Below are 24,945 nucleotides of genomic sequence, written 5' to 3'. Positions count from 1 at the left end.
CCGATCACTCCTTCTTGGCCGAGATTACGAGCCGGCGCACCTGTACCACATACAGCACCCCCGCCCACCAGTACAGGCCCGTTCCCCATAGGGCGAACGCCCACCCGACAATTCGGGCTATATCGGCATACCACCCAGTGTGGGAGGCAAGGAAGAGGAGAGGGAAGGCGTACATGAGATTGAACATGGCGGCCTTGCCCAGGAAATGCACCTGAAGTGCCTTATAGCCATGTTTGCGAAGTACGGGGAAGGAACACGCGACGAAGAGTTCGCGACCGACGATGACCGCGACCAGCCACCACGGGATGACGTCGCGCAGCAGCAGCGCGAAGATGGTGGCGAAGACGTAGAGCTTGTCGGCGGCCGGGTCGATGATCCGGCCCAGCCTGCTCGTCTGGTTGAAGGCCCGGGCGATCTTTCCGTCGAGCCAGTCCGTGAAGCCGGCGACCGCGAGGATCCCGATCGCCCACCCGTCCGCCTTGGGCCCCAGAACCAGCCAGAGGAACACGGGGACGCCCAGGAGGCGCAGGAAGCTCAGCAGGTTAGGAACCGTCCAGATCCGGTCCTCGGCGGAAGTATCGCTCACGCAGGAGACCCTACTGCGTGGAACTCCACCGCAGCGGTCCCGCCCGAACTCCCTTCACGGCGGGCCCCCGCGGCCTCGACGGCGGTCCGGGGCGCCCGCCGGCCGCTCGCACACGAGCGCCCGCTCAGCGGCCCGCTTCCGGTCCGGCGAGCCCCTGGGCACCGCCTCCGCGGGTAGCCGGAGCGGGTAGCCGAGCGGGGTCGCCGGAGCGGGCCGTCAGAGCAGGCCGTCAGAGCAGGCCCGCCGGAGCAGGCCCGCCGGAGCAGGGCCGTCAGGCGCGGAGGAAGGCGTGGGTGGAACCGAGGGGTTCGAACCCGAGCCGGCCGTAGAAGTCTTTCGGCCAGTCGGCCGCATCGGCCACCAGGAAGATCAGCTCGGCCTCCGCCTGCTCCGCGAGCAGCGCGGTCATCAGGGCCCGCGCATGGCCCTTGCCCCGGTGCTGCTCGCCGGTGAAGACGCTCTCGATCTGGGCGACCCCGCCGTCGACGTACAGGTCGGCCCTGGCGGCGATCTCCCCCGCCTCCCCGTCGCCGGCGCGGACCCCGCGGAAACCCACCGTGCCCGCCGTGCCCGCCCCGCGCAGCCGGCGCTGCACGCGCCAGGCGAGCCCGTCGATCACGTCGTCGGGCGCCTGCGGCAGCGCCTGGCGCCAGTCGCGGCGCAGCACGGGCAGCAGCTCCTGCAGTTCCAGCCGGTCGGCCGCGGGCGGGTCGTGGGGTATCGCGCCGCGGTAGGCCATGATCAGGTTGGTCTCGTGCTCGTAGCCGGCGGCGGCGAAAGCGGGTGCGAGGGTGGCGCCGAGCCGGTCGTCGTCCACGCACACCAGCCGGTGGGCCCGCTCGGCGAGCACCTCGTCCGCCGCCCGGAGCAGCTCGTCCGCATCCGGGTCGCCGGACCAGACGATCAGCTTGTTGTCGTCGTAGGAGCGGGGGAAGCTGTCGTCCAGCACCGCGAACCCGCCAGGGACCGGCACCTCGACGGGCGCCCTGCGCCGGGCGAAGGCGTGGGTGAAGCCGATGGCACGGGCCAGGTCTCCCGGCGCGGCGGCGCCGGCGTGCCCGTCCATCAGCCGCGTACGGCCGTCAGGAACGCCCTGATGAGAGCCGGGTCCTTCACCCCGGGCGACGTCTCCACGCCGCTGGACACGTCGACCCCCCACGGCTCGGCCGCCGCGATCGCGTCGGCGACGTTGCCCGGGGCGAGGCCGCCCGCCAGCAACCACCGGCCGGACGGCCTGCCGCGCACGGCCGCCCACTCCCAGGGCAGGCCGGATCCGGCGTGTGGCGCGTCGACGATGAGCAGGTCCTCGTCGAAGGCGCCGCACCGCAGGTCCGCCTCCGCGTCGACGGCCCTGACCAGGCGCACGCCGAGGTCCTTCAGAGCGGTGAAGTCGCCGTGCGGATGCCTGCCGTGCAGCTGCACGGCACGCACCCCGGAGGCCAGCGCGGCCGCGCGCACCGTCTCGGGGTCCTCGCCCCGGAACACCCCGACGGTGAGCACGTGGGCGGGAACGAGCGCGGCCAGCGCGGCCGCCCGCTCGACGGTGATCCTTCGGGGGCTGCGGGTCATGACCAGCCCGATGGCGTCGGCTCCCGCCTCGACGGCGGCGGCAACGTGCTCCGGCTCGCTCAGCCCGCAGATCTTCACGTACACACTCCCGACCTTAGCGGCGGCGGCCGCCCTCCGGCGACCGCGGCCCTCCGGCGGTCAGGACCGTCCGGCGGCGACCCGCAGGACGTGCCGCCGGACGGTACGCCGACCGGTACGCCGGCCCGCGTACCGGCGGCGCTCAGCCGGAGGGCGGGGGCGGGCGCTCAGCCGCGGGGCGGGCGTACGGGGCGGAAGGAGGCGTCGACCAGGCCGGTGCGGTGGGCGACGACGGCGGCCTGGATGCGGTTGCGCAGGCCCAGCTTGTCCATCGCCGCCGCGATGTGGGTCTTGACGGTGGTGACGCCCACGTACAGTTCCTCGGCGATCTCGGCGTTGGACAGACCTGCCCCCACCAGGGCGAGCACCTCGACCTCCCGCTCGGTCAGCCCGGCGGGCGGGGCGGGCGCGACGTGCTGCTCCCCCGCGGCCAGGAACCGCTCCACGACCCTGCGCAACACGGACGGCGCCAGCAGTTGCTCCCCGGCCGCCGCGCGGCGCACGGCGTCCACCATGCGCTCGGGATCGTCGTCCTTGACCAGGAACCCGACCGCGCCGGCCCGCAGGGCGGCGTAGACGTTGGCGTCCTCGGCGAACGTCGTCAGCACCACGATCCTGACCCCCGGACGGGTCCTGACCACGCGTTTGATCGCCTCCAGGCCGTCGACCTTGGGCATGCGCAGGTCCATGAGGATCACGTCGGGCAGGTGGCGTTCGGCCAGCCGCACCGCCTCGGCGCCGTCGACGGCCTCGCCGATCACCTCCATGTCGCCCGCGACCTGCAGCAGCATGCGCACGCCCGCGCGGACGAGCGCCTGGTCGTCGGCGATCAGCACGCGGATCACGCGGTGCTCCCCTGGGACAGGCGCGCGGGCAGGCTGGCGGCCAGGAGCCAGCCGCCCTCGCCGTCGGGGCCGGCGGACAGGGTGCCGCCGAGGGCGCGGACGCGTTCGCGCATGCCGGCCAGCCCGCGCCCGGAGGAGGGCAGCCGCTCGATGTCGGTGGGCGGCCGGCCGTTGCGGATCTCCACGGAGAGCCCGTCGCGTGACGGGGTGACGCTGACGCGGACCTGCGTGCCTGGTCCGGCGTGTTTGAGCACGTTGGTGAGTCCTTCCTGGACGATACGGGCGGCGGAGGCGCGGGCGATGAGCGGGGCGCGGTCGGCGGCCGGGTCGAGGTCGAGCTCGACGTCGAGGCCGGCGGCGGCCATGCGGTCGGCCGACTCGCGGATGACGTCGGCGGGGTTGGCCAGCAGGCCGGGCTGCCTGTCGGGGTCGCGCAGCAGGTCGAGCAGCTCGCGCAGGTCCTGCAGCACCTGGTGGCCGGCGTCGCGGATGTCGGTGAGCGCGTCGGCGACGGGGCCGTCGGGCGCGGCGTAGCGGGCGGCGCCGGCGCGCAGCACCATGGCGCCGACGTGGTGGGCGACGATGTCGTGCACGTCGCGGGCGATGCGCTCGCGTTCGGCCAGCTGGTCGGCCCGCACCTGCGCGACGGCGGCGCGGGCGGACTCCTCGGCGCGCAGCCGTTCCGCGGCCAGGGCGGCCTGCCGCATCCCGAGGTAACGGCCGATCGCGATCGGCGTGGCCACCAGCGTCATCAGCACGCCGGCGCGGAACGGGGTGATCTCGGTCTCGGGGCCGACCACGGCGATCGCGGTGAGCAGGCAGCCGGTCAGGTAGGCGGCCCCGACCCAGGCCCACGACCCCACCCGCATGGAGAACACGCCGATCGCGGTCAGGGTGAGGATCACGCAGGTGTTGACGGTGTTGTTCAGGTAGGTGTCGGCGGAGACGAGCAGCACGCCCTGCAGCAGGAACACCAGTCCCGGCAGCCGCCTGGCGATGCCCAGCGACAGGCCGCCCACGACGGCCAGCAGCCCCACCACCCAGACGGGCTGCGCGCCCAGGTGCCAGGAGCTCCACGTGCTGAGCACGGTGATGGCGACCCCGCCGGCGGCGAGCAGCGCGTCGGGCGTGACGTCGCGCTCCTCCAGCCGCCCCGCCGTGCTGCGCAGGTAGGCGCCGAGCACGGCGGGGAAGACCGGCAGGAGGACGGAGTACATCCAGGTGTTGGCGGTCGGCGCGAAGCCGGGGTCGGCGATGTTGCACGCGGTGGCGAGGATCGTGACGGCCACGGCCGCGGTGGTGGCCCGCAGGCCGGAGCGGTGCCCCGCCACGCCGAGGGCGACGCAGATGAGGATCTGCGCGGTGTTGGAGGTGAACGAGCCGATCTGGTCGGTCACCATGAGCAGCGCGGCCAGGCAGAAGGTGACGGTCACCGGCCGGTGCCGGACGAGCCCCATGGGCAGGCCCACCAGCAGCGCCATCGGGAGGTTCATCTCGGCGGGCAGGAACTCGGTGTCGCCCGCGTGCGCCGTCGTCAGCAGGTCGAGGCCCACGCCGGAGACGGCGAGCAGGACATCGAGAGGGACACCGCGCCAGCGCATGCGCACAACCGTATCCGCCCAGCGTGGAAGGCCGATCCTTCCCGTGGACGGCTCCGCCTCCTCCTACTGGCCGCACATCCGCCCGGAGGAGGGAGCGACCCACCAAGATCCTGCCCATAAAGTCGTGCCATGTCGAACGACAGCGCACTCTTCCTTGGCCAGTTCCTGCGTGCCCCCTCCAAGATCGGCGCGGTCGCCCCGAGTTCGCGCCGGCTGGCCGCGAACGTCTGCGCGCCGATCCCCGAGCGCGGCGAGCCGACCGTGGTGGAGCTGGGACCCGGCACCGGCCCGTTCACCGCGGAGATCCAGCAGCGGCTCGCCGGGCGGGGCCACCACCTCGCCGTCGAGGTCAACGACCTGATGGCGCAGCTGCTCGCCGAGCGCTTCCCCACCGTGGACGTGGCGCACGCCGACGCGGCCCGGCTCGGCGAGTTGCTGCGCGAGCGAGGGCTGCGGCAGGCGGACGTGGTGGTCAGCGGGCTGCCGTGGGCGGCGTTCCCCGAGGAGACGCAGCGTGACCTGCTCGGTGCGGTGACGTCGGCGATGAGCCCGGTGGCGGCGTTCACCACGTTCTCCTACGTGCACGCCATCCCGCTCAGCTCGGCGCGGCGCTTCCGTGCGCTGCTGGCCGAGCGCTTCGAGGAGGTCGTGCCGGGGCGTACGGTGTGGCGCAACCCTCCCCCGGCCTTCGTCTTCCACGCGCGGCGGCCTCGACCCTGATCAGAACATGATTCTACGATGGCGTGATGGACTTCACCCTTCCCGAGAGCGCCCTCGCCGTCCAGCGGGGCATCGGCGCCATCTGCTCGCGATACGACCTCGCCTACTGGCAGCGGTGCGAGAGCGACAAGCGCTGGCCTGAGGAGGTCTGGGACGAGCTGGCCAAGGGCGGCTGGCTGGGCCTGGCGGTGCCGGAGGAGCACGGCGGCGGCGGGCAGGGGCTGCTGGAGCTGGCGGTGGCCACGGAGACGCTCTCGGCGTCGGGCGCGGCGGGCGGGTCGGCGTTCACGTACGTGCTGACCCCCGGCTTCGGCGCGCTCACGATCGACCGGCACGGCAGCGCCGGGCAGCGGGCGGAACTGCTGCCGAGGCTGGCCACGGGCGAGGTCGAGACCTGCTTCGCGCTGACCGAGCCGGACGCCGGATCCAACTCGCTGGCGATCACCACGTCGGCCCGGCGCGACGGCGGGGATTTCGTGGTCAACGGGCAGAAGATCTGGATCACCGGCGTGCAGCGGGCCACCTGGATGCTGCTGGTGACCAGGACGGTCCCGGCCGCCGAAGCGCGCCCGCGCAGCCACGGGCTGACGGTGCTGCTGGTGAACGTGCCCGAGGCGGTCGCCTCCGGAGGCCTGTCCTACCGGCCGATCCCCAAGATGGGCGCGAACACGACGCCGTCGAACATGGTGTTCATCGACGATCTGCGGGTGCCCGCCTCCAACGTGGTCGGTGAGGTGGACCAGGGTGTGGCGGTGTTGTGGGACATCCTCAACCCCGAGCGGGTGCTGCTGGCCGCCTCGGCGCTCGGCACGGCGGAGGTCGCGTTGCGGGTGGCCGTCGACTATGCCAGGGAGCGGGAGGTGTTCGGCCGGCCGATCGGCGCCAACCAGGCGATCTCCTTCCCGCTGGCGCAGGTGAAGGCCAAGATCGAGCTGGCCAGATTGATGATCTACAAGGCCGCGTGGTGCTTCGACCGGCGGCTGCCGTGCGGCACCGAGGCCAACATCGCCAAGCTCACGGCGTCACAGGCGGCCTGGGAGGCGGCAGACGCGGCGTTCCAGACGCACGGCGGGATGGCCTATTCCCACGAGTATCCGGTCGCCAGGCTGCTGACCGACGCCAGGATCGCGAAGGTGGCACCTGTGACCGAGGAGCTCCTGCTCAACTACCTCGCGACCCAGGTGCTCGGACTCCCCCGCAGCTTCTAGCGGCCGGGCCGGTCGGGCCGGCCGCGAGGCGTGGAGCGCCGACGCCCACCCGTTCTGGCGCGTTCGCCCCGCTCGTCCACCCTGCTCGTCCACTGGGCCATCGCCGCGCGCTCTCCCCCTTCGTCGTACGGCGTGCGCCGGACGCCCTGCGAGGCTTTCGGCTCCGCGTCCGCCGGGGCGACGTTCTCGGCCTCGGCGAACAGTGCCCGCCGGTGCCGGCGCGGTCATCTGGTCGACCTTGGGGCTGCGCCTACCCGGGCGGGCGGCAAGCACACCCGGCGCATCAGCCGAACGACGGCGGCCGCTTGTCCCGCAGGGCGCGCAGGCCCTCGGTCACGTCGGGCCCGGTGAAGCCGAGGAACTCCATGGCGAGGGAGGCGTCGAACGACGGGCCCGCCAGGCGCAGCCAGTTGTTGAGCGAGTATTTCGTCAGCCTGATCGCCTCCTGGGCGCCGGCGGCGAGGCGTACCGCGATCTCCAGCGCCCTGTCGTGCACCTGGTCGTCGTCGACGCAGAGGCTGACCAGCCCCATCCGCTCGGCCTGCTCGCCCGTCACGGGCTCGCACAGCAGCAGGTGGTATTTCGCCTTGGCCAGCCCGCACAGCAGCGGCCAGACGATCGCGGCATGGTCGCCCGCGGCGACGCCGAGCCTCGTGTGACCGTCGATGATCCGCGCGGTGCGCCCGGCGACGGAGATGTCGGCCAGGAGCGCGACGGCGAGCCCGGCGCCGACGGCGGGGCCCTGGATGGCCGAGACGATCGGCTTGGAGCAGTTGAGGACGTTGTAGACGATGTCGCGGGCCTCGGCGAAGACGCGCAGCCTGGTGGCGTGGTCGCGGGTCATCTCCTCGATCATGGACAGGTCGCCGCCGGCGGAGAACGCCGTGCCCTCTCCCCGGACGAGCACGGCCCTGACGCCGTCGTCGCGGTCGGCGTCGCGCCAGATCTCGCCCAGCTCGCGGTGGGCCGCGGCGTCGACGGCGTTGAGCCGGCCCGGCTCGCTGATCGTGACCCGCAGCACGCCGTCGGCCGGGGTGTCGATCTTCAGCTTGGTGTAGGTCACAGCGCCTCTCGCAGCCGCCCCGCGATGTGGTCGCGGGCCTCGCCCGCCTGGTCGAACAGGCCGGGCAGGCCGAAGAAGTTGTGCACCGCGCCGTCGAACCTGCGTAGCTCGACCGGCACGCCGGCGTCCGTCAGGCGCCGGGCGTAGCTCTCGCCCTCGTCGCGGAGCACGTCGTATTCGGCCGTCACGATGGTGGCGGGCGCCAGGCCGGCGACGTCGGGCAGGCACAGCGGGGACAGCCGCGGGTCGGCCGGGTCGGCGTCGGGGGCGTACTGGCGGGCGAACCACGCCATCTCCTCGGCCTCCAGCCCGAAGCCCTTGGCGAACTCCGTGTAGCTGGGCGTCCGCATCGCCACGTCGAGCACCGGGTAGACGAGCACCTGGTGGGCCAGCCGGAGCCCGGCGTCGCGGGCCTGCCATGCGGCGACGGCCGCCAGGTTGCCGCCCGCGCTGTCGCCGACGACGGCCACGCGGCCGTTGCTCTGGTAGAAGGCGGGCCTGGCGAAGATGTCGCGCACGACCGTCCACGCGTCGTCGGCGGCGGCCGGGAAGGCGTGCTCGGGGGCCAGCCGGTAGTCGACGGACACGACCACCGCGCCGGCGCGGATGGCCAGGTCGCGCCCCAACGCGTCGTTGCGCTTGACGCTGCCGAGGACCCACCCGCCCCCGTGGAAATAGACCACGACGGGCAGCTGGCCGTCGCCCGGGTCGGCGCGGTAGATCCGGATCGGCACGCCCTCGGCGCGCTCGTCGCGGACGAACGGCAGCTTGGTGAGCGGACCGCGCTGGGCCGCCAGGCCGTCATGTGCGCGCAACTCCTGGATCCCGGCCAGGTCGAGCATGGCCGGATCGGCGCCCAGATCCGACGGATGGACGGCGATGTAGTCCCGCGACTGAGGGTGCAGCGGCATGATCGAAGCTTATCGGGCCGCCTCCATGAACGCATCGAAGAGCCGATCCTCGAGATCGCGCTCGGGATGCCATTGCACGCCCACGCCGAACCTGTGGCCCTGCACCTCGACGCCCTCGACGATCTGGTCGTCGGCCCAGGCCACGGCCAGCAGCCCGGTGCCGAGGCGGCGGACGGACTGGTGGTGCGGCGCGACGACCTCGACCCGGTCGCCGATCGCCTTGCCGAGCTTGCTGGACACGCTGACCTGGAGCGTGTGGGGCGTGCCAGGCTCGGCGTGATGGTGGTCGCCGAGCACGTCGGGCAACCAGGGGATCAGCGTGCCGCCCTGGGCGACGTTGAGCACGTGCATGCCCCTGGCGATGGCCAGGATCGGCACGTCGGCCTTGACCGCCGCCCTGGCCAGGGCCAGTTCGAAGCGGTCGCGGTGCGGCTGCCCGTCGGGGACCCGGTCGTCGCGCTCGCCGTTGTAGGCGGAGGCGTCCACCTCGACCCCTCCGGCCAGAACCACCCCCCGCAGGCCGCGTACGTAGTCGTCGATGGCGTTCAGGCCGAGCGGCGGGAGCACCACGGGCGCGCCCCCGGCCCGGTCGACCGCCTTGGCGTAGGAGGGCGGCGAGAGCACGGCCTCCCGCACCCAGTCGCTCCAGCGGGCGGCCTCGAAGTAGGCGGTGATACCGATCAGCGGACGGGACATGCGATCTCCAGGGGCATGGTGGAGTTCGTTCGGCCACCAGCCGGTCGAGGTGACGGCTACATGCCCATCATGGCGCACAGCCTTTCCGATTTGTCACCCCTCCCCAAGATCCCCTCCCGCCACGTGCCTCCCACGGCCCCCGGCGATCGACCCGGTGATCGACCCGGCGACTGACCCGACGATCGACGGGGCCGTCCTCGAGGCGAGGCGCCGTGACGCCCGGAGGGCGCATCCGGCTCCCCCATCACATGAATGCGACTTTTATTCACGATTATTGTCCGAAAAACCTAGAAATATCGTACGGACAGCCCTGCGCAAGATTCTGCTTCGCACCTTATTGGAGGGAAATGGTTGTGACGCGTCATCGGTGGTGTAAGACTCATTTGCGAGCGCAGCAGAAGTGCCGGGGAGGGACGTGCGCTCATCACCCGGAACCGTCAGGGAGGTGAACGGCAAGACCGGAATGCGTTTCCGGTCACAAGTGGGGTGGGAATATGTCGTTGAATCCGCGCCTGGTCAAGGAGAGTTTCTCCGTCATCGAGCCGGTGGCCGAGCAGGCCACGGCCTACTTCTACGGCCGGCTGTTCGCTGAGAATCCACACCTGCGAGGCATGTTCCCGCCGGCTCTGGACGTCCAGCGCGACCGGTTGTTCAGCGCGTTGACCAGGATCGTGTGGAGCCTGGACAGCCCGGACAGCATGGCGGGGTTCCTCGGCCAGATGGGCCGGGACCACCGCAAGTACGGCGTGGTCGCCGACCACTACGCGGCCGTGGGCAAGGCGCTGCTCGCCACGGTCCGCCGCTTCGCCGCCGAGGTATGGAGCCCCGAGATCGAGGAGGCGTGGGTGGCGGCGTACGCGGCCGCCGCCAAGATGATGATCGACTCGGCCGAGGCCGACGCGGGGGTCTCGCCCGCCTGGTGGCTCGCCGAGGTCGTCGGCCACGAGCTGCGCCACCAGGACATCGCGGTCATCACGTTGCGGCCCGCGCAGCGGCTGCCGTACACGTCCGGCCAGTACGTCACCGTGCAGACGGCGCGCTGGCCCCGCGTGTGGCGCACGTTCTCCATCGCCAACGCGCCGCGCCAGGACAACACGATCAGCCTGCACGTGCGCTCGGTGCCCGGCGGCTGGGTGTCGACGACCCTGGCCAGGCACACGCGGGTCGGCGACACGGTCATGCTGGGGCCGCCGATGGGCACGATGACACCGCGCGAGCAGAGCGTGCGCGACGTGCTGTGCGTGGCGGGCGGCACGGGCCTGGCGCCGCTGAAGGCGATCGTGGAGTCCATCATCGCCTCCGGCCGGCGGCCCGCCATCCACCTGCTGCACGGCGCCCGCACCGCCGGCGAGCTGTACGACCTGCCCGACCTGATCAGGATGGAGTCGGCCTTCCCGTGGCTGCGGGTCGTGCCCGTGGTCTCGGACCAGCCGTCGTACGACGGGATGCGCGGCCACCTACCCGAGGTCACCCGGCGCCTGCGCTCCTGGACCGAGCACGACGTGTACGTCTGCGGCCCGTCGCCCATGGTGAACGAGACGGTCCGCTGCCTGCAGCGCGACGGCGTGCCCCTGTCGCGGATCCACCGCGACGTCGTGCGCGCGGAACGATGAGGGGGCCCGATCGGCGATCAGGAGGTTGACAGCGGCGGCGGAACGGTGCCAGCTGGAACTGACACGCCAAGTGGAGGTGGACTGTGCCATCCCCCGCCGGGCGCCGAGGAAACGGGCTCCTGTCCGTGCCGGCCGCCGTCGCCGCGACCCTCCTGCTCACCTCCTCCTCCCCCGCCGCCGCGGCGGTCCCGCTGACCGAGATCGGGTCCGACGCGTACGCCAACGCCACCAGCCAGCACGGCACCCAGGCCGGGCCCGACACCTTCCAGTGGGGCTCGGCCCTCGTGACCGCGCACCAGTCGGGCCGGTTCTTCGACGGCGGCGCCACCGGCATCGCGTTCGCCGCCTCCTCCGACAACGGCGGCACCTGGACGAAGGGGGTGCTGCCCGGGATCACCACGTTCGGCGGCGGCTCCCACGACCGGGTCAGCGACCCGTCGGTGGCCTACGACGCCCGGCACCGCGTCTGGCTGATCGCGTCGCTGGCGCTGTCGGAGGAGGGCGGGATCGCAGGGACGGCGGTGCTCGCCAGCCGCTCCGCCGACGGCGGCCGTACGTGGGACGCGCCCGTCACGGTGGCCACGGCGGGCGACGACGACGGCGACAGGGGCGGGGACGGGGACGGCGGGAACGGCGGCGATGAGGGCGGGGACGGGGGCGGCGACCTGGACAAGACCTGGATCGCCTGCGACAACAGCCTGTCCAGCCCTTTCCACGGCCACTGCCACGCGACCTTCGACGACCACGCCGCGGGCAACGCGATCACGATGGCGCGTTCCTCCGACGGCGGCCTGACCTGGACGGTGACCGCCACCCCCGCGAACGGGCTCGGCGGGCAGCCGGTCGTGCGGCCTGACGGGGTCGTGGTGGTGCCGTACCTGAGCGACGAGGGCGAGATCCGCTCCATCCGCTCCGGCGACGGCGGCGCGAGCTGGGAACCCAGCGTGCTGGTCACGGCGGTGCGGCGGCACACGGTCGCGGGCGGCCTGCGGGCGGCGCCGCTGCCGTCGGCGGAGACGGACGCGACCGGCGCCGTGTACGTCGCCTGGCACGACTGCCGCTTCCAGTACCGGTGCTCCGGCAACGACATCGTGCTGAGCAGGTCCGCCACCGGCGAGGAGTGGAGCCGTGTCATGCGGGCCACCAGCGACGGCGGCGACCACTTCATCCCCGGCCTGGGCGTCGACCGCGCCAGCGCGGGCGGCACGGTACGGCTCGCGCTCACCTACTACCGCTACCCCGACGCCGCCTGCACCGCCGCCACCTGCAGGCTGACGGTCGGCTACACCTCCTCCACCAACGGCGGGGCCACCTGGGCGGCCCCTCAGGAGCTGCACGGGGCGATGCCGCTGGACTGGTTCGCCGACACCGCGCAGGGCCGCATGGCGGGCGACTACATCTCCACCTCGGTCGTCCCCGGCGGCGCGGCCCACGCGGCCTTCACGGTGGCGGCGCCGCCTTCGGGCGGGGCGTACGACGTCCGCACCTGCACCGTCACCGGCGGCCTGCCGATCACGGGCGGGGGCCCGGCTCCGATCTCCGTCGAGGTGGCCACCGCGACGGGCGAGGAGACACCGGTCCCGCCCGCCACGGCCCGCTAGCCCCATCGCCGCGGGCGTAACGGCCAGGAGCGGTCAGCGGAAGGTGGCGGCGGTCTCCTCGTCGGCGGGCCAGAAGGTCTCGATGGCCAGCTCGGAGACCGTCACGTCCATCGGCGTGCCGAACGTCGCGATCGTGGTGAACATCGACAACACCCGGTCACCGGCGGCGACGCGCAGCGGCAGCAGGATGTCGCCGGGTCCCGGCACGTGCGCCACGTTCAGGTCCACGCCCGGATAGGCGTAGGACGCCAGCTCGTCGTGGAGCTCGGCCAGGCGCCCGTCGCCGGACGTCTCGGCCTGCCTGCGCAACCGGTGCAGCAGGTGGGCCCGCACCTCGGCCAGGTTGAGCAGCCGCCCGCCCATCGCGTCCGGGTGCAGCGACAACCGCATCACGTTGACCGGCTCCGCCAGCAGTTCCGCCGGCACGCCCTCCATGAACATCGCGGCCGCCTTGTTGGCCGCCACCAGGTTCCAGGCGGCGTCCACCACGAGCGCCGGATACGGCTCGTGCCCGGCCAGGATCCTGTCCAGGGCCTGCCGTACGAGGTGCATCTCCGGAGCCCGGACGGCGCGCTCGGGATAGATCGGGGCGAACCCCGCGGACACCAGCAGCCGGTTACGGTGCCGCAGCGGCACCTCCAGCTCCTCGGCCAGCTTCAGCACCATCTCGCGGCTGGGCCGGGCGCGCCCGGTCTCCAGGAAGCTGACGTGGCGCGCGGAGACGCCGGCCTCGATGGCCAGATCGAGCTGGCTCACCCGCCGTCGTTGCCGCCACGACCGCAACAAATCACCAAAAGATTCCTCATGTACGGCTACCGCTCCCATATCTGGAACGTTAGCGCCTGGCGGGAATGGCGACGATTACGTCCCGGGTCATGCGCGACCGGACCGGTGCGGAGCGACGGGAATCTCCCAGACCTCGGTAACTGTCGGTGGCGCGTGACACGATGGCCGCAAAGCGAACCTGGGAGCGTGTCATGAGTGACGCAGTGCTCGCGATCGGCACCCGCAAGGGCCTGTTCCTGGCCCGCTCGGCGGGCGGTGGCCCGTTCGAGATCCAGCCGATCCAGTTCTCCACGATCGCGGTGCCCTCGGTGGCTGTCGACACGCGCGGCGGCGCGCCCCGGCTGCTGGCCGGCGTCGAATACGGCCACTTCGGTCCGTCCGTCATGTATTCGGATGACCTCGGGCAGACCTGGCAGGAGGCGGAGCAGCCGCCCATCGCCTTCCCCGAGAAGACCGGGGCCACGCTCACGCGGGTGTGGCAGCTCGCGCCCTCGCCGTCCGAGCCCGGCGTGGTGTGGGCGGGCGTCGAGCCGGGCGCCCTGTTCCGCTCGGAGGATCGCGGGGTCACCTACCGGCTCGTCGAGGGCCTGTGGGAGCACCCCCACCGCCCGCTCTGGGAGCCCGGCGGCGGCGGGCTGTGCCTGCACACGATCGTCAGCCACCCCACCGACCCGGCGGTCATGGGGGTGGCCGTCTCGACCGGCGGCTTCTACCGCACGACCGACGGCGGCCTGACCTGGGAGGCGGCCAACCAGCACATCCGCGCCCCGTTCATGCCGGAGGGCAGGCAGTTCCCCGAGTTCGGGCAGTGCGTGCACAAGGTGACCACCGACGCGGCCCGGCCGGAGCGGCTCTACCTGCAGCACCACTTCGGCGTCTATCGCAGCGACGACTTCGGCGGCAGCTGGCACGACATCGGCTCGGCCCTGCCGTCCGACTTCGGGTTCCCGATCGTGGCCCATCCGTCGCGGCCGGACACGGTCTTCGTGCTGCCGCTCACGGCCGACATGGACCGCACGCCCGTCGGCCACCGCTACCGCGTCTTCCGCAGCGACGACGCCGGCGAGACGTGGCGGCCCTTCTCCGCGGGCCTGCCGGAAGGGCCGGTGCACGCGGCCGTGCTGCGTGACGCGATGACCGCGTCGGAGGCGGGGGTCTTCTTCGGCACGCGCGACGGCGAGGTCCACTGCTCGCGCGACGACGGCGAGACCTGGTCACTGGTCGCCCGGCACCTGCCCGACGTGCTCACCGTGCGCGCGGCGGTGCTCTAGCCGATGAGCAGGCCGGTGATGTTGGTCGTGTTCGTGCTGCCCAGTTCGTTGCGCAGGTGGGTGAGCGGGATGCAGGAGGTGAAGGTCTTCGCGGTCGGCGCCGACCGCGACTCCCCGCCCACCCTGGGCTCGGCCCTCGACATGCTCCGGCGCACGCATCCGCTGCTGGAGGAGCGGCTGCGCGACGAGTACGGCCGCATCCGCAGGCACATCAGCATGATCGTGTGCGGCGAGAACGCCCGGGGCCTGGGCAGCCTCGACTGCGCGCTGCCGCCGGGCGCCGAAGTCTACGTGCTGCCCGCCCTCGCCTGAGCCCGGCCGGCCGCCGCCGTCCGGGCCCGTGACAACGGTCGGCGCCCGACGGATGTCGGGCACGACGAACCAGGGCGACCTGCCCGGGGTCGCCCAGCGAGGCCGGCTCACTTCCCGGTGGCGACCGAGACGGTGGCGTCGACGATGCGGTGGTCGGAGCAGGGCTTGTCGCGGTTGCCGCCGCAGACGTGCCCGATCGGATGGGCGTCGGCGCTGTAGCGGGTCAGCCGCTCGGCGGGGACGAAGATCAGATCGACCTTCCCCGACTGGCCGCAGGCCCCGAGCTTGTTGCTCTCGGTGGTCTGCTCGCCCCAGCCGGGGCACACGGCCTCGCGGTCGTCGAGCTCGTGGTAGCGGCCGGTGTTGCCGTGGTTGGCGTCGGTGTTGACCGTGGCGTCGTACCAGGTGTCCAGCAGCGGTGAGTCCGGCTGCACGTTGAAGTCGCCCGCGATGATCGGGACGTCCCCCCTGGAGCGGTACGACTCCAGGACGCCGTGCACCTGGCCCAGCTGGGCGGACTTGGAGGCGGCGACCGTGGTCAGGTGGGTGGTGCAGAATCTGGTGCCGGGTCGCGCGGCGACGTGCGCGCAGAGGAGCTTGCGCTGCTTGCCCGACCCGTCGTACGGCAGGGTCTGCCGTAGGGTCTCGCCCAGCGCGAAACGGCTGAAGACCGCGATGCCGATGCCGTGCCCGGCACAGTAGCCGGGGTCGCCGGCCGCCGTCATCGGCTCGAAGCGGGCGAAGTTCGTGGCGTTCTGCGGCCAGCCCATGCCCTGCAGCGCGTCGATCACGGCGCCGTACTGGTTGCGGCAGATCTCGTTGATCGACACGAGGTCCGGCTTGCGATAGCTGATCGATCCGGCGATCGCCTGGATGATGCCGTTCGTGGTCGAGCCCAGGTGCGAATGGTGCCCGGCCATGTTCCAGTGCCAGATCTTGTACGTCGCGGTCGCCGAGGAGGCCGCCGACGCGGGAGCCGTCAGAAGGGCGGCGGTGGTGACGAGGGAGGCCACCACCGTCCACAACAGGCGCCCGAAGCCGGGCACACGCGAGATCCCCATGAGAGCCGTCCCCTTCTTCGTGACCAGCTCCCAGCGATCCTGCCGGAGGGGATCTTCCGGCACCAGACGGATAGCGGACAGAGATCCCTCCCGATCGGACGGCGAGCACGATGTCGTGCCCGGGTTCCTCAGGGAGAGCCGGCCGTCACGTCGTTGACCGGGCTACGGGCGCGTCGCCCGGTCAGGACCCGTACGGCCTCTTCCGCGGCGATGCGCCGCACTGTCGTGACGGCTTCCTCGGAGTAGTAGGCGGCATGGGGAGAGATGATCACGTTGGGCAGCGTGAACAGGGGGTTGCGCGGACGCCAGTCCCGCTGTTTCGCGGGCTCCTCCTCGAGGTCGTCCAGCGCCGCGCCCGCGATCCATCCCTCGGTCAGTGCCTGGTGGACCGCCGCGTCCTCCACGATCGGGCCGCGCCCGGTGTTGACGAGGATCGCGGTCGGCTTCATCCTGCGCAGCGTCGTACGGTCGAAGGTGTGGTGCGTCCCGGGGGTGAGCGGCGCCTGGATCACGAGGTAGTCGGCACCTTCCACGAGCTCGCCGAAGGACACCGGCCGCACCTGGCGCGATCGGATCTCGGACTCGTCGAGGAACGGGTCGTGCGCCCAGACCTCGACGCCGAACGCTCTGGCGCGTTCGGCGATGAGCTGGGCGATGAAGCCGAAGGACAGCAGCCCGAACACCCGTCCCCGCAGCCGCCAGATCGGCTCCCCGCTCTGCCACTGCCATACGCCCTCGCGGGTCTCCCGGTCATACACGCAGATCTTGCGGGCGGCGGCCAGCCAGAGCGCGACGGCGTGATCGGCGACCTCCTCCGCGCACCACTCGTTCGGCGCGTTCGTGACCTGGATGCCCCGCCGGGTCGCGGCGTCGACGTCGACGATGTCCACGCCCGTGCCGTAGCGGGCGATCACCCGGCACCGGGTGAACGCGTCGATGGCGCGGGCGCCGACCCGGACGTACTGGGTCAGCAGGCCGTCGACGTCCCGGCCCTTCTCGATCACCTCGTCCTCGCTCTTGCACTGCGCGGCGAGCAGCTCGAATCCGGCGCCCTCGACGATCGCGCGTTCGATGTCCACGTCGCCGAAGTCGTAGTCGGCGATCATGATGGTGCCTCTGGCGTCAGTGCGAGTCACGGGGAATCCCCTTGGTGTGTACGAGGTCCTGGTAGGCCAGAGCCAGCTCCAGGCAGCCTCCGCTGTCCAGTTGCCCGACTGTGGAGCGGTAGATCTCCTGCCACGGTGTCTGGTTCTCGACCACCGGCGGTGTGTGGTCGGCCCACCGCGCGGCGATCTCCTCATCCGGCAGGAGGACGTCGACGCGTGCGTTGTCCACGTCGATGCGGATGCGGTCGCCGGTGCGCAGGATGGCGAGATTGCCGCCGACCGCGGCCTCGGGGCTGGCGTTGAGAATCGACGGCGCGTCCGAGGTGCCGCTCTGGCGGCCGTCACCGAGCGTGGGCAACGTGGTGATGCCCCGCCGGAGCAGCGCGGCGGGGACCTCCATGTTGACGACCTCGGCCGAGCCCGGATAGCCGATCGGCCCGGTGTAGCGGATGACGAGGATGCAGTCCTCGTCCAGGCCCAGTTCTGGATCTTCGATGCGGGCGTGGTAGTCCTCGGGCCCGTCGAAGACGATGGCGCGATAGTCGGACACCGCGCGGAAGTCGCCGGTGAGGACCGAGGTCTTCATGACCGCGGAGTCGAACAGGTTGCCCGTCATGATGAGAAGCCCGCCGTGGGCGGCGAGAGGCTCGTCGAAGGGACGGATGACCGTCGGGTCGGCGGGCGGGGCATCGGCCAGGTTCTCGGCCACGGTACGGCCGGAGACGGTCACGGCGTCGCCGTGCAGGCGCCCCGCCGTCAGCAACGACCGCATGACGGCGGGGACACCGCCGGCGCGGTAGAAGTCCTCGCCGAGGAACTCACCGGCGGGGGCGACGTTCGCCAGCGCCGGGATGTCGGCTCCGACCCGTTGCCAGTCCTGGATCGACAACGGCACCCCGACGTGTCGCGCGATGGCGTTGATGTGGATGGGCACGTTGGTGGAGGCGGAGATGGCCGAGGCGACCATGATCGCGTTCTCGAAGGCCCGCAAGGTCATGATCTTGCGCGGGGTGAGGTCCTCGCGTACGAGATCCACCGCTCGACGGCCTGTGTCGTAGGCCATCTGCGCTCGCCGGCGATAGGGGGCCGGGATCGCCGCGCAGCCCGGCAGGGACATCCCCAGTGCCTCGGCCAGGCTGTTCATGGACAGCGCGGTCCCCATCGTGTTGCAGTGACCGATGCTGGGCGCGGAAGCGCACACGCGCGCCATGAACTCGTCGTAGTCGATCTCCCCGGTGGCCAGCAGCCGCTTCGACTGCCAGATCACCAGCCCTGAGCCGGACGCGCCGATCCGCTCGCCCTCGCGATAGCCGTTGAGCATCGGCCCTCCGGACAGGACGATCGCCGGGATGTTCACCGTCGCCGCCGCTGCCAGGCACGCGGGCGTGGTCTTGTCACAGCCGGTCGTCAGCACGACCCCGTCAAGTGGATACCCGTAGAGCACCTCGACCAGCCCGAGGTAGGCGAGGTTGCGATCCAGCGCGGCGGTCGGGCGTTTCCCGGTCTCCTGCAGCGGATGGACGGGGAACTCGAGCGGGATGCCACCGCCGTCGCGGATCCCGTCCCTGACCCGGCCGGCGAGGTCGAGGTGGTGGCGGTTGCAGGGCACCAGGTCGCTGCCCGTCTGGGCGATGCCGATGACCGGCCTGCCGGACCGGAGTTCGGCCGGGGTCAGCCCGAAGTTGAGATAGCGTTCGAGATACAGGGCCGTCATCTCCGGGTTGCCGGCGTTGTCCCACCAGATCTGGCTGCGCAGGGCGCCCGTGGCGCGCTCCGTCGACGGCATCAGCTGCTCCTCACCGAGGCAGGACCGTCCGATCCGGCCGGATACTCGCCAAGCGGCGCCAGATCCCTCGACCAGGCCGACATGACCGGCGCGAGGACCCGCCAGGCCTCTTCGGCCTCGTCGCCGCGGATGGACAGGGCCGCGTTCCCCAGCAGCACGTCCAGCAGCAGGCGGCCGTAGGCAGGCAGTTCGGAGGGCGCCGGCCGTGCGGTGAGGGTCAGCGGGGCGAGAGTGCGGGCGTCGGTGCCGATGCCGGCCAGCGCCAGGGTCATGCTCTCCGGCTCCAGCCCGAAGCGCAGCACGTTGGGCTCGGCCTCCTCCCCGAGGCCGAGGGGCAGGTGCGGGACGGGCCGGAAGCGTACGGCGACCTCTTTGCGGTCATGGCCGAGCGCCTTGCCGGTGCGGAGCCGGAAGGTCGTGCCGGACCAGCGCCAGCTCTCGAGCTCCAGCTCCACCTCGGCGAAGGTCTCGGTGCGGCGTCGCGGGTCCACGCCCTCCTCCTCGGCGTAGGCGGGCACGTCGCGGTCGCCGGCGCGGCCGGCCAGGTAGCGTGCGCGGCGAGTTCGGCGTACGACGTCGTCGTCGGTGAGCGGGCGCACCGAGCGGAGCACGTCGATCTTCCGGTCCCGCAGGTCGCGTTCGCCGAGGCTGAGCGGCGGTTCCATGGCCACCAGGCACAACACCTGGAGCAGATGGTTCTGCACCATGTCCTTCAGCGCCCCTACGCCGTCGTAGTAGCCCGCCCTGCCCTCCAGCGCGAGGGTCTCGTCCCAGATGATCTCCACCTCGGAGATGTGGGCGCTGTTCCAGAGGGGCTCCAGGACGCGGTTGGCCAGCCGGCTGCCGAGCACGTTCTGGACGGTCGTCATGGCCAGGAAGTGGTCGACACGGAACACCGCCTGCTCGGGCACGACCCCCGCCAGCAGCCGGTTCAGCTCCACCGCGCTGTCGAGGTCTTCGCCGAACGGCTTCTCCAGCACGATCCGGCTGCCCGGCGGCAGGTTCGCGGCGCCGAGGGCGGCGACCACGCCGGGAAAGATCGCCGGCGGGAGGGCGAGGTAGACGGCGACGGGACCGTCACCGGCGACGAGCGAGGCGATGTCGGCGGCGTCGGTGGCGTCCGTCCGCCGGTACCGGGCGCGGTCGGCGATCGCCTTCCTGGTCTCGCCGGACTCCGCCGCGGCGTGCCGGTCGAGCTGGTCGGACGCCCAGCGGCGGAACTCCTCGCCGGTCCAGTCCCGACGGTCGGCGCAGACGAGTTCGAACCGGTCGCCGACGTGGCCGGCCGCGCGCAGGGCGGCCAGGGCCGGCAGCAGGAAGCGGGCGTTGAGGTCGCCGGTGGCGCCGAGGATGACGAGGCGGTCGATCATGCCGGGGTGCCTCCTTCGGCTCGTGCCAGGTTGACGCCGCTGGCGATGATCCCGATGTGGCTGAACGCCTGCGGAAAGTTGCCCATGAATGTCCCCGTGGACGGGTCGATCTGCTCGGGCATCAGCCCGACCGGGTTGGCGCGGGCGCACAGCGTCGCGTACAGGTCCGCGGCCCGGTCCCGGTGGCCCTGCAGGATCAGGTTGTCGACCAGCCAGAAACTGCACAACACGAAGGCGCCCTCGTCGCCGGCCAATCCGTCTGGCGAGTCCCCGTGCAGGTAGCGGTAGAGCAGGCCGTCACCGGCCGACAGGCGTTCGGCGACGGCCGCGGTCGTGGCCGCCATGCGCGGGTGGTCGGCGGGGACGACCTTGCGCAGCGGCAGCGCGAGCAGGCTGGCGTCCAGGCCGCCGCTGCCGTCGAGGTGCTCGCTCAGGCACTGCTTGTCCTCGTTCCAGGCCTGGTCCAGGATGAGCCGGCGGAGTTTCTCCGCGGTGGCGCGCCAGGTGTCGATCGGCCCGGACAGGCCGAGCCGCTCGCCGATGGCCGCGGCCCGGGTCAGTGCCACCTGGCACATGCCGACCGAGTAGGTGAAGATCCGGCCTTCGCTGCGTACCTCCCAGATGCCCTGATCCGGCTGCTGCCACGTGTGCGCGGCGGCCTCGGCCAGCTCCGCCAGACCGGACCACAGCGCCGGCTGGAGCTCGCGGCCCGGAAGCAGCCACTGGTCGGCGCAGTCGAGCACCTCGCCGTAGACGTCGTGCTGGCGCTGGTCGGCGGCGCCGTTGCCCCAGCGCACCGGAGCCGAGCGCCGGTAACCCTCCAGGCCGGCGTCGTGGACCTCTTCCGGTACGGGGCGGCCGTCAAGGGTGTACATGATGCGCGGACGTCGGCTCTGCTCGAAGGCGTCGAGGACCCAGCCGAGGAAGGCGTCGGCCTCCTCCTCGAAGCCGACGCGGCGCAGCGCGAACACGGAGTAGGCGGCGTCACGGATCCAGGTGTAGCGGTAGTCCCAGTTGCGCCCCCCGCCGATCGGTGCGGGCAAGGAGGACGTGGGCGCCGCGACGAGTGAACCGTTGCCCCAGTCGTCGCACAGCTTGAGCGTGATCACCGAACGCCGGACCAGCGCTTCCTGCGGGCCTCGGTAGCTGCACTTGCGCATCCAGCGTCGCCAGGCCTCGATGGTCTGCCGCACCATCGCCTCGGGGTCGAAACGGTGATGGCGGTGGATGCGTCCCCACGACAACACCAGATCGAGGCGGTCGCCCTCCTGAAGGTCGTGCTCGGTGCGCAGGCCGGTCAACGGACGGTTGGAACGCAGATGCAGCCGCAGGTCAGGCCGCCGGGAGGCGCTCACCTCCAGGCCGCCGTAAAGGGCCCGCGCCCGCCCGCCGCCGCGCGGCTCCAGCTCCGCCCGCAGCCGCACGGTCCCGGCCCGCACGACCGCGGACCGGACCAGCTCGCCCCGGCCGCCTCCCGCGTCGTCGCTGAGGTCGGCGCCGGCGCGCAGGGCCAGCGCGTCGGTGATCCGGACCAGGCCGGTCGGGCCGCGCAACTCGGTCACCAGCACCGCGGTGTCCGGCTCGTAGAACTGCCGGGCCTCGCGCAGGTCGTCCACGGTCAACGTGAAGTGGCCGCCGTGCTCACGATCAAGCAGCCCGCACAGCAGCGGCTCGCTGTCGAAGCGGGGCAGGCACAGCCACGGGATCGAACCGTCGACGCCGGCCAGCGCCGCCGTCGTGCCGTCGCCGATGAGGCCCAGGTCCTCCAGCGCCGGATAGCCCTCCTGGCGGCGCACCGGGCGGAAAGGTGGATCGAGATCGAGCATGTCTGCGTTTCTCCTCCGTACCGACGTGCCACCGCCGGAGAGGGGGATGCTCCTGGTGAGCGGACGTCGCCGCTGTCCGTTACCGACAATGACCAGCTTCCGTCACGAGAACGTGATCAGCACTTTCACCATGTCGTCGAGCTTCTTGTCCGAGACCTCGAAGGCGCGCTCCATCTCGTCGAAGCGGAACGTGTGGGTGGTCATGCGCGTGGGATCGAGCCGCTTGCTCTCCAGTACGCGCAGCAGCCGTTCCATGCGCAGCCTGCCGCCGGGGCACAGGCCGCTCGTGATCGTCTTGTCGGCCATCCCGACGCCCCACTCGACGCGGGGGATGCGTACGAACTCGCCTTCTCCGTAATAGCCGGTGTTGGACACCGTCCCACCTGGTTTGGTGATCTTTATGGCGGTCTGGAAGGTGGCGTCCGCGCCGAGGGCTTCGATGGCGGTGTCCACGCCCTGCCCCCGGGTCAGGTCGAGGATGCGCTCGACGACGTCCTCGGTGGTGAAGTCGACGATCTCGTCGGCGCCGTAGTCGCGGGCGAGCCGCTGCCGGCCGGCCACCGATTCGACCCCGATGACCAGGCCGGCGCCGCGCAGCTTGGCGCCCGCGGTGGCCATGAGGCCCACCGGGCCCTGGGCGAGCACGGCCACCGTCCCACCGATGGGGATGTTGCCGTTCTCCGCGCCCATGAACCCGGTCGAGAGCATGTCGGCGCAGTAGACCGCCATCTCGTCGGGGACGCCGTCGGGGATCTTCGCCAGGTTGGCGTCGGCATCGTTGACGTGGAAATACTCGGCGAAGACCCCGTCCTTGGAATTGGCGAACTTGAACCCTCCGAGTGGTCCGCCGGACTGCGACGGATGACCGTTCTGGGAGGCGAGATCGCCCCAGTCGGGGGTGATGGCGCCCACCAGGACGCGGTCGCCCGGCCGGAAAGCCGTCACCTCGCCACCCACCTCGTGCACCACGCCGACGCCCTCGTGGCCGAGCGTCAGGTTCTCCCGCGGCCCGATGCCGCCCTTGACGGTGTGGGAGTCCGACGTGCAGATCAGGGCGGTGGTGGTTCGCACGACGGCGTCCAGGGGCCCGGGCCGCGGGACGGGCTTGTCCATCAAGCCGACCTGTCCGATCTGCTTCATCACGAACGCTTGCATCGTGCCCCCGAATGTTCCCCGTGTCCGGCGTCGCCGAGAACGCCGCAAACACGCCCAGCTCTACCCTGTCGATCTCGGCGTCTAACGTGAGCCCTTTCGTCGCGGACTGTCCGCGGATGGCCGTCGACGTGCACGGATGCCCGATCCGGGAAGCATGGCGTGAGGGGAGAACTCATGGGGAGGCCGATATGGCTCGACCGATCGTGGCCGCCGCGGACGGCTCCAAGGCAGCGAACGCGGCGGTGCAGTGGGCGGCGGGCGACGCCCGGCGGCGGCGACTGCCGCTGAGGGTCGTGCACGTGTGCGAAGGGGCGCTTGCCGGCGTCGACACCAGGACGTACTGCGAGGGGACGGTGGCCGCCGCCGCCGACCGCGCCCGCGCCGCGGGGGCGGACGTCGAGGTGAGCACCGAGCTGCTCAGCGGGAATGTCGTCGACGCGCTGATCGGCCAGTCGGTGTCCGCCGACTCCCTGGTGCTGGGCAACAGGGGCAGGGGAGGATTCGCCGGATTGCTTCTCGGCTCGGTCAGCATGGCGGTCGCAGGACATGCCGCCGGGCGCGTCGTCATCGTGCGTGAATCCGTCGCCGGGGAACACGGCCGGATCGTGGTGGGCGACGACGGCTCGGACTGCGCGGCGCAGGCGGTGGCCTACGCCGTCGAGCAGGCTCGCGCCCGGCGTGCGTCGCTGGCCGTCATCTACGCGTGGAACATGCCGATGGTCTCCGCCTACGCATCCGGGTACAGCGACCTTCTCGAGAACGCGAGCCGGGAGGACTCGCGTGCGGCTCGGGAGCGGGTGGTCCGCTGGCGGAAGGACCATCCCGACATCGAGATCGACGACCGGCAGGTGTGCGAGCACCCGGTCCTCGCCCTCGTCGACGCCTCCGCCGCGGCGGACCTGGTCGTGGTCGGCTCCCGCGGGCTGGGTGGTTTCACCTCCGCCATGCTCGGGTCGGTCGGGCACGGCGTGCTGCACCGTGCCGCGTGCCCGGTCGCGATAGTGCGGCCACGCGGAGAGACGTCATGAGCGTTCGCGCGTGCCGCGCAGGCGTACGGCGCTGACCTCGCGCTCGGGGCCTGAAGTCGCGGTGCCGGCTTGGCTGGAGGTCACGCGCTCCGGCCGTTCCCGCTGAACAGCCTGTCCAGATGCAGATCGATCGCGGCAAGGGCGTCCCCGGGCCCGATCACGCCCAGTTCGATCAGCGGGGTGAAGCCGGTGAGGGCGAGAAGCAGGTTGGTCTCGGTCGCCGGGTCGCGGCCGGGGTCGATGTGCCCGTCGGCGACCGCCTGGCGGACCAGCTGCTCGACCTGGGCCCGTCCGTGGGCGAGACCCCGGCGCGCCTGCTCGTGGACGGCCTCGTCGTGCAGCGCCTCCAGGACGTAGGCGGCGCTCATCCGGCTGGTCGCGCGGGCGTCGGCATGCAGGGGGAGCATTTCCGCGAGCGTCAGTCGCAGCACGTCACGGGGGTGCGGACGGTCACCGAGCTTCTCGAGTCCGTGGCCGACGCGTAGCGAGGTCTGCTCGGACGCGAAATCCATGGCGAAGGAGAGCATGGCGGCCCGGGAGGCGAAATAGTGCTGCAGCTGCCCGAGGGAGATGCCCGCCTCCCGCGCCACCACGCGCATCGTCAGATGCGCGACGCCGCGCTGCTCCACCACCCGCCACAGCGCGCGGGCGATCGTTTCGCGGCGTCCTCGGTGATCCACCTGTTTGGGCATTGCCGGCCTCTCTCTCGCACCCCGAACCTTTCTCATACAGTTGACATAATACAGTTGACTT

General features: G+C 71.9%; 23 protein-coding genes. 7 read left to right on the top strand and 16 right to left on the bottom strand.

What is annotated here, in order from left to right; all coding sequences use genetic code 11:
- Positions 1-4 precede the first annotated feature (4 nt).
- From ABGB14_RS19235 to ABGB14_RS19215, 5 genes are all read right to left on the bottom strand, one after another.
- Positions 5-586 (bottom strand): CDP-alcohol phosphatidyltransferase family protein, encoded by a 582-nt coding sequence (locus ABGB14_RS19235; RefSeq protein ID WP_347645053.1) that lies wholly within the window; start codon positions 584-586, stop codon positions 5-7.
- A 271-nt stretch (positions 587-857) separates the two neighbouring features.
- Positions 858-1,652 carry a GNAT family N-acetyltransferase gene (locus ABGB14_RS19230; protein WP_347645052.1) on the bottom strand — a complete coding sequence of 265 codons (795 nt, stop codon included), beginning with the start codon at positions 1,650-1,652 and terminating at the stop codon, positions 858-860.
- On the bottom strand, positions 1,652-2,239 hold the full coding sequence (locus tag ABGB14_RS19225) for a phosphoribosylanthranilate isomerase (protein ID WP_347645051.1): 588 nt from the start codon (positions 2,237-2,239) through the stop codon (positions 1,652-1,654). The genes ABGB14_RS19230 and ABGB14_RS19225 overlap by 1 nt, the downstream gene beginning before the upstream one ends.
- A gap of 161 nt (positions 2,240-2,400) precedes the next feature.
- Positions 2,401-3,078, bottom strand: coding sequence for a response regulator transcription factor (locus ABGB14_RS19220; protein WP_347645050.1), 678 nt, complete (start codon positions 3,076-3,078; stop codon positions 2,401-2,403).
- On the bottom strand, positions 3,075-4,679 hold the full coding sequence (locus ABGB14_RS19215; RefSeq protein ID WP_347645049.1) for a histidine kinase: 1,605 nt from the start codon (positions 4,677-4,679) through the stop codon (positions 3,075-3,077). Before ABGB14_RS19215 ends, ABGB14_RS19220 begins: the two co-directional genes overlap by 4 nt.
- A 129-nt stretch (positions 4,680-4,808) precedes the next feature.
- Between ABGB14_RS19215 and ABGB14_RS19210 the strand changes: the two genes are divergently transcribed.
- Together ABGB14_RS19210 and ABGB14_RS19205 are read left to right on the top strand one after the other, a co-directional pair.
- The gene (locus ABGB14_RS19210) at positions 4,809-5,399 is read left to right on the top strand and encodes an SAM-dependent methyltransferase (RefSeq protein WP_347645047.1); all 591 of its coding nucleotides are present in this window, start codon (positions 4,809-4,811) and stop codon (positions 5,397-5,399) included.
- 26 nt (positions 5,400-5,425) lie between these two features.
- Positions 5,426-6,607, top strand: coding sequence for an acyl-CoA dehydrogenase family protein (locus tag ABGB14_RS19205; protein WP_347645046.1), 1,182 nt, complete (start codon positions 5,426-5,428; stop codon positions 6,605-6,607).
- Positions 6,608-6,890: 283 nt separating this feature from the next.
- Here ABGB14_RS19205 and ABGB14_RS19200 read toward each other — a convergent pair whose 3' ends face one another.
- The 3 genes from ABGB14_RS19200 to ABGB14_RS19190 are packed head-to-tail and all read right to left on the bottom strand — an operon-like array spanning position 6,891 to position 9,277.
- Entirely contained in the window at positions 6,891-7,670 is a 780-nt protein-coding gene (locus ABGB14_RS19200; protein ID WP_347645045.1) for an enoyl-CoA hydratase/isomerase family protein, read from the bottom strand.
- Positions 7,667-8,581, bottom strand: coding sequence for an alpha/beta hydrolase (locus ABGB14_RS19195; protein WP_347645043.1), 915 nt, complete (start codon positions 8,579-8,581; stop codon positions 7,667-7,669). Before ABGB14_RS19195 ends, ABGB14_RS19200 begins: the two co-directional genes overlap by 4 nt.
- A gap of 9 nt (positions 8,582-8,590) precedes the next feature.
- Entirely contained in the window at positions 8,591-9,277 is a 687-nt protein-coding gene (locus tag ABGB14_RS19190; protein ID WP_347645042.1) for a gamma-glutamyl-gamma-aminobutyrate hydrolase family protein, read from the bottom strand.
- A 494-nt stretch (positions 9,278-9,771) separates the two neighbouring features.
- On the opposite strand from ABGB14_RS19190, the gene ABGB14_RS19185 reads away from it, so the two are divergent.
- Positions 9,772-10,890 carry a globin domain-containing protein gene (locus ABGB14_RS19185; protein WP_347645041.1) on the top strand — a complete coding sequence of 373 codons (1,119 nt, stop codon included), beginning with the start codon at positions 9,772-9,774 and terminating at the stop codon, positions 10,888-10,890.
- 83 nt (positions 10,891-10,973) lie between these two features.
- Positions 10,974-12,491 (top strand): sialidase family protein, encoded by a 1,518-nt coding sequence (locus ABGB14_RS19180; protein ID WP_347645040.1) that lies wholly within the window; start codon positions 10,974-10,976, stop codon positions 12,489-12,491.
- A gap of 33 nt (positions 12,492-12,524) precedes the next feature.
- Here the strand turns inward: ABGB14_RS19180 and ABGB14_RS19175 are convergent, their stop codons facing one another.
- Positions 12,525-13,316: a helix-turn-helix transcriptional regulator gene (locus ABGB14_RS19175; protein WP_347645039.1), complete on the bottom strand. Its 792-nt coding sequence runs from the start codon at positions 13,314-13,316 to the stop codon at positions 12,525-12,527.
- 152 nt (positions 13,317-13,468) lie between these two features.
- On the opposite strand from ABGB14_RS19175, the gene ABGB14_RS19170 reads away from it, so the two are divergent.
- Both ABGB14_RS19170 and ABGB14_RS19165 read left to right on the top strand, forming a co-directional pair.
- Positions 13,469-14,548: an exo-alpha-sialidase gene (locus ABGB14_RS19170; RefSeq protein ID WP_347645038.1), complete on the top strand. Its 1,080-nt coding sequence runs from the start codon at positions 13,469-13,471 to the stop codon at positions 14,546-14,548.
- A 3-nt stretch (positions 14,549-14,551) separates the two neighbouring features.
- Complete coding sequence (locus tag ABGB14_RS19165; protein ID WP_201761224.1) at positions 14,552-14,860, top strand: hypothetical protein; 309 nt, start codon at positions 14,552-14,554, stop codon at positions 14,858-14,860.
- Positions 14,861-14,967: 107 nt separating this feature from the next.
- Here ABGB14_RS19165 and ABGB14_RS19160 read toward each other — a convergent pair whose 3' ends face one another.
- From ABGB14_RS19160 to ABGB14_RS19135, 6 genes are all read right to left on the bottom strand, one after another.
- On the bottom strand, positions 14,968-15,921 hold the full coding sequence (locus ABGB14_RS19160) for an endonuclease/exonuclease/phosphatase family protein (protein WP_347645037.1): 954 nt from the start codon (positions 15,919-15,921) through the stop codon (positions 14,968-14,970).
- Between the two features lie 128 nt (positions 15,922-16,049).
- On the bottom strand, positions 16,050-17,057 hold the full coding sequence (locus ABGB14_RS19155) for a C-terminal binding protein (RefSeq protein WP_347645036.1): 1,008 nt from the start codon (positions 17,055-17,057) through the stop codon (positions 16,050-16,052).
- Positions 17,044-18,813 carry an IlvD/Edd family dehydratase gene (locus ABGB14_RS19150; protein WP_347645034.1) on the bottom strand — a complete coding sequence of 590 codons (1,770 nt, stop codon included), beginning with the start codon at positions 18,811-18,813 and terminating at the stop codon, positions 17,044-17,046. Before ABGB14_RS19150 ends, ABGB14_RS19155 begins: the two co-directional genes overlap by 14 nt.
- Positions 18,813-20,183 (bottom strand): glucose-6-phosphate dehydrogenase, encoded by a 1,371-nt coding sequence (locus ABGB14_RS19145; protein ID WP_347645033.1) that lies wholly within the window; start codon positions 20,181-20,183, stop codon positions 18,813-18,815. The genes ABGB14_RS19150 and ABGB14_RS19145 overlap by 1 nt, the downstream gene beginning before the upstream one ends.
- On the bottom strand, positions 20,180-22,009 hold the full coding sequence (locus ABGB14_RS19140) for a glycoside hydrolase family 15 protein (protein WP_347645032.1): 1,830 nt from the start codon (positions 22,007-22,009) through the stop codon (positions 20,180-20,182). Before ABGB14_RS19140 ends, ABGB14_RS19145 begins: the two co-directional genes overlap by 4 nt.
- Before the next feature lie 102 nt (positions 22,010-22,111).
- On the bottom strand, positions 22,112-23,149 hold the full coding sequence (locus ABGB14_RS19135; RefSeq protein ID WP_347645173.1) for an NAD(P)-dependent alcohol dehydrogenase: 1,038 nt from the start codon (positions 23,147-23,149) through the stop codon (positions 22,112-22,114).
- Positions 23,150-23,352: 203 nt separating this feature from the next.
- Here ABGB14_RS19135 and ABGB14_RS19130 point away from each other — a divergent pair, with 203 nt between their 5' ends.
- A complete protein-coding gene (locus ABGB14_RS19130) occupies positions 23,353-24,192 on the top strand; it encodes a universal stress protein (protein WP_347645031.1) in 840 nt (279 codons plus the stop codon).
- Positions 24,193-24,272: 80 nt separating this feature from the next.
- On the opposite strand, the gene ABGB14_RS19125 is transcribed toward ABGB14_RS19130, so the two are convergent.
- Positions 24,273-24,884: a TetR family transcriptional regulator C-terminal domain-containing protein gene (locus tag ABGB14_RS19125; protein WP_347645030.1), complete on the bottom strand. Its 612-nt coding sequence runs from the start codon at positions 24,882-24,884 to the stop codon at positions 24,273-24,275.
- Positions 24,885-24,945: the final 61 nt, after the last annotated feature.

The sequence above is a fragment of the Nonomuraea sp. B10E15 genome (assembly GCF_039871615.1).
Classification (GTDB): domain Bacteria; phylum Actinomycetota; class Actinomycetes; order Streptosporangiales; family Streptosporangiaceae; genus Nonomuraea.
This window is presented reverse-complemented; position numbering and strand designations above follow the sequence as displayed.